Origin of the sequence: Mucilaginibacter sp. cycad4 (assembly GCF_034263275.1) — a bacterium.
In the GTDB taxonomy this organism is placed as follows: Bacteria; Bacteroidota; Bacteroidia; order Sphingobacteriales; family Sphingobacteriaceae; genus Mucilaginibacter.
The window spans coordinates 1-12,827 of sequence record NZ_CP139559.1; the positions used below are offsets into that span (position 1 = coordinate 1).

General features: G+C 42.7%; 16 protein-coding genes. 5 read left to right on the forward strand and 11 right to left on the reverse strand.

Going from position 1 to position 12,827, the window contains the following annotated elements; translation table 11 throughout:
- Complete coding sequence (gene dnaA, locus SNE26_RS00005) at nucleotides 1-1,425, forward strand: chromosomal replication initiator protein DnaA (RefSeq protein ID WP_090528828.1); 1,425 nt, start codon at nucleotides 1-3, stop codon at nucleotides 1,423-1,425.
- Nucleotides 1,426-1,523: 98 nt separating this feature from the next.
- On the opposite strand, the gene SNE26_RS00010 is transcribed toward dnaA, so the two are convergent.
- A complete protein-coding gene (locus tag SNE26_RS00010; RefSeq protein ID WP_321557369.1) occupies nucleotides 1,524-2,408 on the reverse strand; it encodes a PhzF family phenazine biosynthesis protein in 885 nt (294 codons plus the stop codon).
- Between the two features lie 164 nt (nucleotides 2,409-2,572).
- Between SNE26_RS00010 and SNE26_RS00015 the strand changes: the two genes are divergently transcribed.
- Complete coding sequence (locus tag SNE26_RS00015) at nucleotides 2,573-3,028, forward strand: nuclear transport factor 2 family protein (RefSeq protein ID WP_321557370.1); 456 nt, start codon at nucleotides 2,573-2,575, stop codon at nucleotides 3,026-3,028.
- Here the strand turns inward: SNE26_RS00015 and SNE26_RS00020 are convergent, their stop codons facing one another.
- The 9 genes from SNE26_RS00020 to SNE26_RS00060 form a co-directional block, all read right to left on the reverse strand.
- Complete coding sequence (locus SNE26_RS00020; protein ID WP_321557371.1) at nucleotides 3,029-3,559, reverse strand: Uma2 family endonuclease; 531 nt, start codon at nucleotides 3,557-3,559, stop codon at nucleotides 3,029-3,031.
- A gap of 101 nt (nucleotides 3,560-3,660) precedes the next feature.
- On the reverse strand, nucleotides 3,661-4,017 hold the full coding sequence (locus tag SNE26_RS00025; protein ID WP_321557372.1) for a DUF5615 family PIN-like protein: 357 nt from the start codon (nucleotides 4,015-4,017) through the stop codon (nucleotides 3,661-3,663).
- Nucleotides 4,017-4,244: a DUF433 domain-containing protein gene (locus SNE26_RS00030; RefSeq protein ID WP_321557373.1), complete on the reverse strand. Its 228-nt coding sequence runs from the start codon at nucleotides 4,242-4,244 to the stop codon at nucleotides 4,017-4,019. The genes SNE26_RS00025 and SNE26_RS00030 overlap by 1 nt, the downstream gene beginning before the upstream one ends.
- Before the next feature lie 51 nt (nucleotides 4,245-4,295).
- Nucleotides 4,296-4,847, reverse strand: a complete 552-nt coding sequence (locus SNE26_RS00035; RefSeq protein WP_321557374.1) for an NUDIX hydrolase — start codon at nucleotides 4,845-4,847, stop codon at nucleotides 4,296-4,298.
- Nucleotides 4,840-5,244 carry a hypothetical protein gene (locus tag SNE26_RS00040; RefSeq protein WP_321557375.1) on the reverse strand — a complete coding sequence of 135 codons (405 nt, stop codon included), beginning with the start codon at nucleotides 5,242-5,244 and terminating at the stop codon, nucleotides 4,840-4,842. Before SNE26_RS00040 ends, SNE26_RS00035 begins: the two co-directional genes overlap by 8 nt.
- Before the next feature lie 24 nt (nucleotides 5,245-5,268).
- Nucleotides 5,269-6,054: a TPM domain-containing protein gene (locus SNE26_RS00045; RefSeq protein ID WP_321557376.1), complete on the reverse strand. Its 786-nt coding sequence runs from the start codon at nucleotides 6,052-6,054 to the stop codon at nucleotides 5,269-5,271.
- An 11-nt stretch (nucleotides 6,055-6,065) separates the two neighbouring features.
- Entirely contained in the window at nucleotides 6,066-6,500 is a 435-nt protein-coding gene (locus SNE26_RS00050; protein ID WP_321557377.1) for a TPM domain-containing protein, read from the reverse strand.
- Between the two features lie 126 nt (nucleotides 6,501-6,626).
- Complete coding sequence (locus SNE26_RS00055) at nucleotides 6,627-7,208, reverse strand: LemA family protein (RefSeq protein ID WP_274986700.1); 582 nt, start codon at nucleotides 7,206-7,208, stop codon at nucleotides 6,627-6,629.
- Between the two features lie 296 nt (nucleotides 7,209-7,504).
- On the reverse strand, nucleotides 7,505-8,080 hold the full coding sequence (locus SNE26_RS00060; RefSeq protein WP_321557378.1) for an RNA polymerase sigma factor: 576 nt from the start codon (nucleotides 8,078-8,080) through the stop codon (nucleotides 7,505-7,507).
- 331 nt (nucleotides 8,081-8,411) lie between these two features.
- Between SNE26_RS00060 and SNE26_RS00065 the strand changes: the two genes are divergently transcribed.
- Genes SNE26_RS00065 through SNE26_RS00075 form a run of 3 tightly spaced genes read left to right on the forward strand, consistent with a single transcriptional unit; the run spans nucleotide 8,412 to nucleotide 10,802 of the window.
- Complete coding sequence (locus tag SNE26_RS00065) at nucleotides 8,412-9,962, forward strand: FAD-dependent protein (RefSeq protein WP_321557379.1); 1,551 nt, start codon at nucleotides 8,412-8,414, stop codon at nucleotides 9,960-9,962.
- Nucleotides 9,959-10,444 (forward strand): DinB family protein, encoded by a 486-nt coding sequence (locus SNE26_RS00070; protein WP_321557380.1) that lies wholly within the window; start codon nucleotides 9,959-9,961, stop codon nucleotides 10,442-10,444. Before SNE26_RS00065 ends, SNE26_RS00070 begins: the two co-directional genes overlap by 4 nt.
- Complete coding sequence (locus tag SNE26_RS00075; RefSeq protein ID WP_321557381.1) at nucleotides 10,437-10,802, forward strand: CoA-binding protein; 366 nt, start codon at nucleotides 10,437-10,439, stop codon at nucleotides 10,800-10,802. The genes SNE26_RS00070 and SNE26_RS00075 overlap by 8 nt, the downstream gene beginning before the upstream one ends.
- 130 nt (nucleotides 10,803-10,932) lie before the next feature.
- On the opposite strand, the gene SNE26_RS00080 is transcribed toward SNE26_RS00075, so the two are convergent.
- Nucleotides 10,933-12,813 carry an ABC transporter ATP-binding protein gene (locus tag SNE26_RS00080; RefSeq protein WP_321557382.1) on the reverse strand — a complete coding sequence of 627 codons (1,881 nt, stop codon included), beginning with the start codon at nucleotides 12,811-12,813 and terminating at the stop codon, nucleotides 10,933-10,935.
- Nucleotides 12,814-12,827 lie beyond the last annotated feature (14 nt).

A 12,827-nucleotide genomic window follows, 5' to 3' on the forward strand; every position in this document is an offset into this window, starting at 1 on the left:
ATGGAAAAAACTTGTACGAACGTTTGGAATAGCTGCCTTCAGATCATCAAAGACAACATACCGGCCCAGAGCTTTAAAACCTGGTTTGAGCCGATAAAAGCTTTGAGGATGGAAGGAAGCGTATTAACCATACAAGTACCAAGTTTATTCTTTTACGAGTGGCTTGAAGAGCACTATGTAGGGTTACTGCGCAAGACAATCAAAAAACAATTGGGCGACGAAGGACGTTTAGAGTATAATATAGTTGTTGAGCAATCATCAAGTAAACCATACACAACTAACATGCCTTCAAACGGAAATGGCGCTGATTCAAAACATCAGAGTATGCCGATACCTATTTCAATTAACAAGGATATTAAAAACCCCTTTGTTATACCCGGCCTCAAAAAGTTGAATGTAGATCCTCAGCTTAACCGTAACTACACCTTCGAAAACTTTGTTGAAGGTGACTGCAATCGTTTGGCCCGCTCTGCAGGTTATGCCGTTGCCGCTAAACCAGGAGGTACTTCATTTAACCCTTTAATGATTTATGGGGGTGTTGGTTTAGGTAAAACTCACCTGGCACAGGCCATCGGTAACGAAATTAAACGCACCCTGCCCGATAAACTGGTACTGTATGTATCATGCGAAAAATTTACGCAGCAGTTTGTTGATGCTTTAAAGCATAACAACATCAACGACTTTGTGAATTTTTACCAGGCTATTGATGTGCTGATCATGGACGATGTTCACAACTTTGCCGGTAAAGAGAAAACACAGGATTTCTTCTTCCATATATTTAATCACCTGCACCAATCGGGCAAGCAACTGATCATTACATCAGATAAAGCGCCTAAGGACCTGGCCGGTTTGGAAGAGCGCCTGCTTTCGAGGTTCAAATGGGGCCTGTCTGCCGATTTGCAGATCCCTGACCTGGAAACCCGTATGGCTATCCTGAAAAATAAAATTTACCAGGATGGTATCGATCTGTCAAACGATGTGATCGAGTACGTTGCTCATAATATTGATAATAACGTACGTGAGCTGGAAGGCGCCATGGTGTCACTACTGGCTCAATCAACCCTTAACCGCAAGGAAATTGACCTGAACCTGGCTAAACAAATGTTGAAAAACTTTGTGAAGAACTCATCTAAAGAGATTTCGATGGAGTATATCCAGAGTTTGGTATGCGAGTATTTTGAGGTACCTATCGAGATGGTGAAATCACAAACCCGCAAACGCGAAATTGTACAAGCCCGTCAAATTTCTATGTACCTGGCCAAAGCCCATACCAAAAGCTCACTCAAATCAATCGGTCATTTCTTTGGCGGCCGCGATCACTCTACCGTGATTTATGCCTGCCAAACTGTGGAGGATTTGATTGACACCGATAAAAAGTTTAAAGGGTACGTGGCTGACATTCAGAAGAAACTGAAAATGTCGTAATAAACGATTTGAAGATATTAGAGCCTTGCATTAATGCAGGGCTTTTTTTTTGCTAAAAACGATACAATAGTTCAAAACTTGAGCAAGGGTATTGGTTTTTATAAAAATAACGTCCCCTCCATTACAATTACTGATGAGCCACTTACCAACACATTGTCGGGTGTTACCTTTATGTGGATGGTAGATGGATGATTTACCAATACTCCCTGTAAAATTTTGTAACCCTGGTTAATATTTATGTAATTGGCCTGTTGAAGAAATCCAGCAAGCGGACCGGCAGCCGTTCCTGTAGCTGGATCTTCCTCAATACCATAAGCCGGGTTAAAAAAGCGGGTCTCGGTTAAATAGTCGTTTTCTGAAACATCGGTTGTAAATAAATAGAAACCTTCAAAGCTGTAGTTTTTTGAAATTTCCTTGAGCAGATCAGAGTTGGGTACGGCCCGGTTAAGGATCGCCCTGTTTTTTATAGGTACCATGATATGAGCTACTTCTGTTTTCATGACGGTAGGCTTCCAATTATTTAGCTCCAGCTCGGTTGTTTCTAAACCGAGAGCCGGTGCTATGATTTCCGGGGTAATAGTGCCAAGATTCTGCGCGGTCTGCTGCTTTACTGCCACCAGTATCAAGCCGTTTTCTTCATTGATCACAACGGGTAATTTTTCATCCTTCATAGTTACCCAATGCTCATCGCCCTGACCGTTAAAAATATCCCATCCTTGTAATAGAGCCAATGATACAGCCCCAAGGAAATTATGACCGCCACCTCCAACCTCATAATTACCCGGGGTAAATGAGCGTACCTTAAGTGCCTTCTCAGCGTCAGAATACCATACAAAGGATGTTTCAGAATAACCGAACTCGCGGGCTATATTGTAGTATTGTGATAATTCCAGCTCGTCATCACACCACACTACCGATAGTGGGTTGCCTTTATATGGTTGGTTGGTGAATACATCAAGTATAAAGTAAGGTAATTTTTTCATTTGATAGATTTTTGCTTGTCGCAAAGTAGTGAAGGCCTTTAGATTAAATGTCAGCACAGTTTAAAAATGATGAAAGACTGATTTGAGTTGTGTTGGTTTTTTCTGTTATCGACAAATGATTAAATCAGCATATCAACTTGATTACAAATGAGGTATATTTAGTTATGAAAAAACTTATCCTCGCAGTATTTATTTTATTATCGTTCCAATCCATCGCCCAGCAAACGGAGCAGGATGCTATTAAGCAAACCATCAATACTATGTTTAATGCCATGCGTAAGGGCGATAGCACAATGCTTAGATCCACCTTTGCTAAAGGAATCGCTTTTCATAGTGTAGCCAATAAGAAGGATGGAACCGTAAATTTAGAAATTGAAAATCCGGATGATTTTATCAAACTCATCGGCACGCCACACAAAGGCGTATACGATGAGCGCGTAACTTTTAGCGATATCAAGATTGATGGCCCGCTGGCCAGTGTTTGGACGCCGTACAAGTTTTATTTAGACTATAAATACAGCCATTGTGGGGTCGATGTTTTCCAACTGATGAAAACTGCCAACGGCTGGAAGATCATTTACATAGTTGACACCCGGCGGAAGGATAATTGCCCCGAGTGATTAAAAGGTAAGTGTTATTGATAGCTGGTTAACAACCATATGTCCGGCTTCCGGATATGCTTGTTGTTGATAAGTGCCTTCAATCAAGAGATAGTGTAATACTTCTTTGCTATCAGCATCTACAATGATATATTCAGGTATGCTGTTACGCCTGTATAATTCAAATTTTTTTTCTTTATCATAATTCTTGTTTGAGGAAAGTATCTCGATTACTAAATCTGGTGCGCCGTAAATACCTTTTTTCTGAATTATATCCGCCCGCTCTTTTTTTATGTAAATGATATCCGGCTGCACAACGTTTTGTTCGGCGTCCAGGTAAACATCGCAGGGCGCAATAAACACTTCACCTAAATTTGCATCTTTTGTTAGCGATCTAATCTGGTAGGCGAGATCAAACAAGATCCGTTGGTGATCGGTTGTAGGCGAGGGCGACATATAGAGCGTGTTATCGATTACTTCACACAAAGTACCTTCTGGCAGCAGGTTAAATACCTCCATCGCCGTTCTCGGTATATCTAAAATGTTTTTCATCTTATGCTAAGATAAACAAAAAGTGGTAAAGGTGCAATTCTACATCACGGCCAGCTTCATCATGCCATAAATAAACCGGCACGATGCATGGCTTGTTTTATTTACAGATATAATTCGTATACCCCTAACGAATCGTCTTCGATAAATTGCACTATTGAGTTTTTAGATTCCGATAATAAGTCGGAGATAGCTTTGGTGTTCACATTGCCAGTCCTAAGCCATATTATTTTAGGAGGGAAGGAATAAAGATTTTGCAACTCCCGAAAGTCTTCGTCGAAAGTTAGAATCGAATAATTATTAGTTTTTGCGAACTGCCATATATGGATATCACTTAAACGCCCGTGCGGAGCGATTTCATTTACAGGTAAAATATCCCATGACGGAAGCAGTTTTTTTAAACGCCATGAGATATTTTCATCAATAATGATACTGATTTTGTAAGAAGCAATAGTAGTCATTATGCAACTCGTATTGTCCGCTCTTTATTGGCCGCATATGCAAGACAAGCAAAGATGTGATCTTCGTTTAGTTGCGGAAAATTTTCAAGAATATCTTCATGTGTGGAGCCGGAAGCAAGCCACTGTAAAACATCATACACAGTAATGCGAGTACCCATAATTACAGGTTTCCCAAATCTAATTTCCGGGTTTACTTCTATAAATTGTTTGTAATCAATCTGCCGCATATTCAAATTTAACTAAAATGCATTCAAATCTGAAATATTTACATACTCATCTTACAGCACTCCCAACTTCATCATCCCATAAAATAAACCGGCGCAATGCATAGCTTGTTTTATTTCGTTGTTAAGCAATAATTGTTTCACCTCTTCAATAGTGTATTCTTCAACAATCAAGTCTTCCAGTTCATCAAGATGCTGACCCTGTACTTTTTTACCGCCTTTGGTAAAGTAGGTAAATGTTTTATTGTTTGCCGTAGATGGGTTGCCGTATACGGTGCAGATCAGTTCAAATTCATCAAACTGGTAACCGGTTTCCTCCAGTAGTTCGCGGCGTATGGCATGTACCGGCTCTTCACCTGCATCAATCACACCGCCTGGAATTTCGAGCGAGATAACACCTGCCGCATGACGGTATTGTTTTACCATCAATACTTTATTGTCTTCGGTTATGGCTACTGCGTTAACCCAGTTTGAATATTCAAGTACATAATAATCTTCAACTATTTTGCCGTTTGGCATTTCGCATTTATCAATGCGGAGGGTGGCCCAGGGGCCTTTGTGAATATATGATGACGAAAGTAGTTTCCAGGTGAGATCTTTACTCATAGTTGTTTTGCAGAAATTGATAGATAGTATTACGCTTGTTTATGTTTTCGAATGAGGTACGATTGTGATTTTTCTCCAGCCGGTTAAATATAGAAATGATCTTTTGTAAGGCAGCTAACGTTTCGTCATTAGCTGCAAAAGGTTCATAATACATATATAACAGCTGAGCTAAAGCATCCAGCTTATCCGGCGAATAATTTTTTCCATTGAGTAAAATGTCAAAATCTTCGATACTTAATTTAAGTAAATCGTTCAATTTTAGATCATACTCATCCTGAAGCATTTGATCAGCATGTTGAATAAATGCTTCGGGGTTTACGGCGTTTTTGAAACCCGCGAGCTTTGTTATTGAATACACGATCTTTTCAATCTCGCGTAGGATGTAATCTTTTTGCATGGTTAGGATGTTATTGGGAACGTTTTACCAGCTGCCGCTTGAACCGCCGCCGCCGCCGCTTCCGCCGCCAAAACCGCCGAAGCCACCACCTGAACCACCGCCACCGGAAAAACCTCCCCAATCGCTGCCGCTGCTCCGCCCCCCGCCGCCAAGCATATTACCGGCCAGGAACCACCAGAACGGGCTTGCACCGCCACGGCGGCCAATGATCTGCCTGCCTCCCCCGCCTCCGCGATTGCGGAACACCAGGATCAGGATAATTACGACTATAACAATGACTATAAAACCGGCTGGGCCGTTATTGCTTTGCTTTTGTTTTTTGGCTGCTTTATACTCACCTTTCATGGCTTTGATGATGCTGTTGGTACCTGCATCAAGGCCGCCATAATAGTCGCCTTGTTTAAAGTGTGGTTTAAGGTCGTTTTGGATAATATCCTGCGTAACAATATCAGGCAGGGAGCCTTCGGCACCGTAGCCGGTTTGGATACTCATTTTACGGTCGCCAATAGCTACCAGTACCAGTACGCCGTTGTTTTTGTCTTTTTGCCCTATACCCCATTTACGCAACAGCTGAACGCCATAGTCATTAATATCATAACTCCCTGTCGATTTCAGGATCACCACCGCAATTTGTGTTGAGGTAGAATCATTAAAGGCCACCAACTTAGTTTCCAGCTGCTGTTTATCAGTTGGCTTTAAGGTGTTGGTATAGTCGGTAACAAGGGTATTAGAGCGTTCCGGGAAATCCTGCGCAGTCGCGACAGCAACGTAAAATATAAATCCGAAGAACAGTATAAGCTTTTTGAACATTTTTTTAGTTTTTAATCACCATCCATAAAGGCAATATCATCGGGAAGTTCGTTTTGGTCACCGTCATGATGCGGGAAATATTTTTGCAGCTGTTCGCCGGCAATTCTAAGACCTGTAACGATACCTTCAACAATATCGCCATATTTAAAATGTTGCAGCATATCATCGCGGGTGGTATCCCAAAAATTGGGAGGCACCACCTGGTTAATGCCGGCGTCACCTATGATAGCAAATTTACGGTCGACAGTGGCAACATATACCAGCACACCATGCCTGAGCTTGGTTTTATGCATGTTAAGCTGCAGGAAATATTTCGCGGCGCGGTCAAGAACTTCTTCATTGCATCTTTTTTCAATGCAAACCCTGATCTCACCCGATGAGCGGCTCTCAGCCTCCTCAATAGCATTACGGATGCGCTGCTGTTCCTCTTCGTTAAATACAGCCATATATTTTAATTATTGAATTATTGATTTTGTGAATTATTGAATTGTGGAGTTATTGGATCTGTTGGCTTGTTTAACTATGAAGTACAAGTCGTAATTCAATAACTCAATAATTCAGTAATTCAATAATTAATTAAACTCTACTTTCGGGGCTTTATCAGCACCTGGTTCGGCAGTGAAATAGCCTTTTGCAGAAAAACCGAACATTTTGGCAGTTATATTGGCCGGGAACGAACGGATCTTGCTGTTGTATTCCTGAACAGCATCATTAAAATCTTTGCGCGATACGTTGATCCTGTTTTCGGTACCTTCCAGCTGAATCTGGAGGTCGTGGAAGTTAGAATTCGATTTCAGGTCGGGGTAGTTTTCGGTAATTGAAAGTAATTTACCAAGGGCAGCGCTTAGCTCGCCCTGTGAGGCCTGGAAAGCTTTTATTGATTCGGGCGTAAGCTTGTTGGGGTCAACCTGTACCGACGTTGCCTTTGAACGGGCCTCAACCACAGCTGTTAGCGTGCTTTTTTCAAAATTAGCTGCGCCTTTTACTGTGTTAACTAAATTGGGGATCAGATCGCTGCGGCGCTGATAGTCGCTTTGTACGGCACCCCATTTGGCTTTAACGGTTTCATCCAATTTAACCATGCTGTTATAACTGCATGAACTTAAGGACATAGCCGCCGCTATAATTAATATAACTGAAAATAACTTTTTCATTTGTTTTTCGTGTATTTTATGTGATGTTTTTGGTTAGAGTACAAATCACGTACCGTTGTTACAAACGGGGCCGACTGCTGACAAGGTGTCAAGGTACGGCTTTTCGATAACTTATGGAAGGATGTGAGGTTTGATACGTGGATATGAGAAATAATAGATGGATTTGAGATATGAGACCTGAGATTTGAGAAATAATAATGTCCCAGCCTTTTAACCCTATAAAAGCAGAAAGCCCCATGCGGGGCTGCAGCTTTATAATTGATCAGGTAAAATTCCTTTAATGGCAGAGATTCAGTTTATCCTGCCAGGCAGTGTTCTTCGCGCATGATTAGTTTGGCCACCATGTCTTTTAAAAGTGTACGGGCGCGGTGCAGGGTAGTGCGCGATAAAAGTTCGCTCATGCCCAGTGATGTGCCAATTTCCTGGTGTGAGTAGCCTTCAATAGCGTACATGTTAAAAACAGAGCGATATGTTTTTGGTAGCTTTTGTACCAGTTTCATCAGGTCTTTAGCTTCAAGGCCATTATCATTATATGAGCTGCTGATAGGTATAGCGGCAGCTTCTTCCGCTGCAAAATCATCAACCAAAACCATTGGCTTTAATTTGCGGTAGCGTGATATGGCGCAATGTACCATAATGCGACGGATCCATCCTTCCAGGCTGCCTTCACCGCGGTAGTTTTTCATATTGCGGAACATTTTTATAAATCCCTCCTGCAATATATCCTGTGCTTCGTCTTTATCGGTTGCATAACGCATGCAAACTGCCAGCATGCGGGGGGCTAATAACCTGTATAGTTGTTCCTGGCTCTTTCTGTCGTTACTCAGGCAGCCATTCCATATTGTTTGTAAGCGTTCGTCGGCGGTAGTCATTTTTTTATTATTTAAATACATGAGGTGCATGCCAATCTGAGTGCCATTTTGTAATTAATTGATTTTCAATAAATTATTTTTTATTGGATTTTAAAACTGTTCGATAGCGTACGGTCATTGTGCAAAGGCGAACGGTTTTATGAGTTTTGTAATCTCTCTGAAAGGAGGTAATGATCATCGTTTTCGTTACAAACGCAAAGCCATGTTAAGCGTTCGTTAAAAAACGCGAGCACAAAGTTGATGGTTCGCTTTTAAAAGTCTCCCCTTTGGGGGAGATTTAGAGGGGGTTTCTTAACTTTGCACCATCCGGGATAAAAACCCGGCATCAGTCATGACAAAAGAAACAGAGATAGTTTGCCCTCCCGGGCAGCATGAAGATGAGGCGGTTTTAAAACAACTGGCATCGTCGGCCCTGAAGATTCCACTGAAAAACATTACGGCATTAAAAATTTTAAAGCGTTCTATTGATGCGCGGGGCCGCCGGGTGGTTTACCGTATGCAGGTGAGGGTTTTTATAGAGGAGGCCTACCAGCCTGAAATTTTTACTGTTAATTACCCAAACATACAATTTGGCCGACCGGTAATCATCGTTGGCGCAGGCCCTGCCGGATTGTTTGCCGCCCTGCAATGCATCGAACTTGGATTAAAACCAATTGTTATTGAGCGGGGCAAGGATGTAAAGCAGCGCCGCCGCGATTTGGCCAATATCAATAAGCAAGGTCTTGTTAACCCCGAATCAAATTATTGTTTTGGCGAGGGCGGGGCAGGTACTTATTCGGATGGTAAGTTGTATACGCGGTCAACCAAACGGGGGGACGTGAACCAGGTGCTTAAAATGTTTGTGGCCCATGGAGCAGCCGAAGATATCTTGATTGATGCCCGCCCGCACATCGGCACCAATAAACTGCCGCAGATTATTACGGCTATGCGCGAAACCGTGCTGAATGCAGGCGGGGAAATCATGTTTGATACTAAAGTAAGCCAGCTGCTGGTTGATTTTGGGAAAATTAAAGGAGTAAAAACATTAGCAGGTGAAAAGATCATGTCTGATGCGGTGATCCTGGCGACAGGCCATTCGGCAAGAGATGTGTTTGAAATGCTGCACAGCCAAAATATTTTGATCGAGGCCAAGCCATTTGCTTTAGGGGTAAGGATTGAACATCCGCAGGAAATAATTGACCGTGCCCAATATCATTGCGAATACCGAGGCTCCGATCTGCCGCCATCATACTACAGTTTGGTTGAGCAGGTTGATGATCGTGGAGTATTTTCTTTTTGTATGTGTCCCGGTGGCATCATAGCTCCTTGTTCAACTGAAGCCGGCGAGATCGTAGTTAACGGCTGGAGCCCTTCAAAACGGAATAACCCTTTCGCTAATTCGGGCACTGTGGTGCAAGTTAATTTAGAGGACGTTGCTGGCGATGATAACGATCCTTTTAAGATGCTCAACTTTCAGAAACAGGTTGAACAGGCCGCTTTTACAGCAGGCGGCGGCAACCTTGTGGCACCCGGCCAGCGCATGGTTGATTTTGTGCAAGGCCGTTTATCACCCGATTTGCCGGTTAACTCTTACCTGCCGGGTACTAAAAGCGTTGAGTTAACTGAAGTTTTACCTGGTTGGATCAATGAACGTTTGCGCAAAGCATTGCCTGTATTCGGAAAAAAAATGAAAGGTTATTATACCAATGAAGCCATTTTGGTAGGCGTTGAATCGCGCACATCGTCGCCTGTTAAAATTCCGCGCGACAGGGAAACCTTGCAGCATCCGCAGGTTACCGGTTTATTTCCCTGCGGAGAGGGGGCGGGCTATGCGGGTGGTATAATTTCTGCTGCTATTGATGGGATTAACTGTGCAACTGCTGCTTTAAAAATATTATCATGACAACATCTCAAAAATTATTTAACCAACTCGAAAGCGTTTTATCCGGCGAGCCATGGTATGGCCCATCGGTTTATGCCATTGTCGACGGTATAAGCTTTGAAGCGGCTTATGAAAAGCCTGCCGGGTCAATCCATAATATTGCGGGTATCATTTTGCATATGGTAGGCTGGACGGAAGAAGTAATGGACCGCATGAACGGCATGGAAGCGCAACTGCCCGTAAGGGGCGACTGGCCCGAACCCGGCCTGCCCGACGAACAAAAGTGGAAATGGATTGTTGAAGATTTAAAACTGGTTAACGTAAACCTGGCCGGCTTTATCCAAAATTTTCCGGAAGAAAGATGGAGTGAGCCTGTTACCGGTAAGCAGGACAGGGAGTTAGGGACAGGTGAAACTTATGAGCACCAGGTGAACGGTTTGATCCAACATCATATTTATCATTCCGCCCAAATTGCTCTATTAAACAGGATGATTAATGGCTGATAAAAAAACATTAATATTAGGGGCAACACCCGATACCAGCAGGTACGCCAACTTTGCGGCTACCCGCCTGGTTGAACGTGGGCATACCATTGTTAACGTTGGCATAAAAACAGGCGAGGTTGCCGGTGTGCCTATCGAAAAGCCTGAAACTATACACCATGATATCGATACCATTACGCTGTACGTTGGCCCGCAAAACCAACCGCCACTGTATGATTATATCCTGAAGACCAACCCCAAACGGATCATATTTAATCCCGGGACCGAGAACACTGAGCTGAGGCGTAAAGCCAATGAAAAAGGTATTGAAACGGAGTATGCCTGTACGCTGGTAATGTTATCGGTAGGGGAATATTAAGGGAGGGAGTTATACAATAGGCGTCATTGCGAGATACGAAGCAATCCCAAACCTACAGAGCGGACCTGCTTATAGGGGATTGCTTCGTATCTCGCAATGACGGTTTTATATAACTAAGATTAATAAATACTTACTCTCCGCTATTAAACGCCTGCATATCTATCAATTTCCTGTACAAACCATTGTTTTGTAATAACTCAAAGTGCGAACCGCGTTCAACAATGCAGCCATTTTCAAGAACAAGAATAATATCTGCATTTTGTATGGTGCTTAAACGATGCGCGATAATAAGCGAGGTGCGGTTCTGCATCAGGTTATTCAAAGCTTCCTGCACCAGTTTTTCCGATTCTGTATCCAGGGCCGATGTAGCCTCATCTAACAGCATGATAGGCGGGTTGTTCAGCACCGCGCGGGCTATACAGATGCGCTGGCGCTGACCGCCTGATAGTTTGGTGCCGCGGTCGCCGGTGTTGGTTTGATAGCCTTTAGCTGTTTCCATAATAAAATTATGGGCATTGGCTATGCGGGCAGCAGCTTCTACCTCTTGCTGGGTCACATTTGGTTTGCCGAAAGCGATGTTATTAAAGATAGTATCGTTGAACAAAATAGACTCCTGGTTAACAATACCCATTAAAGCCCTTAATGATTCCATGGTGACCGTTTGGATATTTTTACCGTCGATAGAGATGGTACCTGACTGTGGTTCACTAAACCGGGGCAGCAGATCCATTAAAGTTGATTTTCCACCGCCTGATGGCCCAACCAGGGCTACTGTTTTCCCTTTCGGTATTTCGAAGTTGATGTTTTTAAGTACGTATTTTTCAGTTTCCGCCAGCGGTTTTCCGTTATCTGCAGCTTGTTTAACATCAGGTTTAACTGTATAGGCAAATGATACGTTTTCAAACGTAACCTTATCTTCAAAGCCTGTAAGTTCTGTGGCATCGGGGGCATTAACAATCAGCGGTTTCTCATCTATCAACGCCAGTACGCGTTCGCCCGCTGCTATGCCCGAGTGAATATTGCTGAATGAATCTGATATGGCCTTGGCCGGGCGCATAACCTGCGAAAACAGGGCAATGTAAACGATAAAGTCGGAGGCGGCCAGCGTACCGCTTCCGCTTATAATTAATGAGCCGCCATATAATACGATGCCTGCAACCATTAAAACTCCTAAAAATTCGGACACAGGCGAGGCCATTTGCTGCCTCTTGGCCATTGAACGGGTAATTCTGGAATATTCCCTGTTTTCGTGATCGAAACGGTTTTTTATAAACGGAACAGCATTAAATGCTTTGATGATCTTAATGCCCGATAAAGCTTCATCAAGGTTACTGATCATGTTGCTGTAAGTTTGTTGTGATTCGGCAGCCTGTTCTTTAAGGCGTTTCACTATCCTCGATATGATAAATGCTGAAATAGGGATTATCAGCATGGAGAATAAAGTTAATTTAACGGATATTACAAACAGCATTACCAGATAGGCTATCAACTGGAAAGGTTCTTTGAAAGCAACCTGTAAAGTACCTGTAACCGAAAATTGCACTACCTGAACATCCGCCGAAATTTTTGATAGGATATCACCTTTGCGCTCGTTACTAAAGTAACCTAAATGAAGGTTCATGACATTGTTAAATACGGTGCGGCGCAGGTTAAGCAGTGTGTAAATACGCAGGTTTTCCATTATCCGCTGCGATAAATACCTGAATACATTACTTAATAAAACTGACGATATAATTGCTGTACAAACAAACTTTAAAGCACCAAGCGGCCCATAATGCTGATTGGCTGTATGGGCAAGAAATTCAAAATCCTTAATCGGGTCCCACCAGTTTTGGGGTTTAATTATTGTGGCAGTTGCGGCGTGCTTGTCAAAAATTGTGGTAAGCAACGGTGCAAGCAGCGCTATATTAAGCGTGTTAAATATTACCGAAAGCAAAGTACATATAAAGTAAGGAAACGCGAATTTCCCTATTGGACGAGCGAATGACAGAAGCCTGAAATAAATCTTCATTAAATAATTTTAAA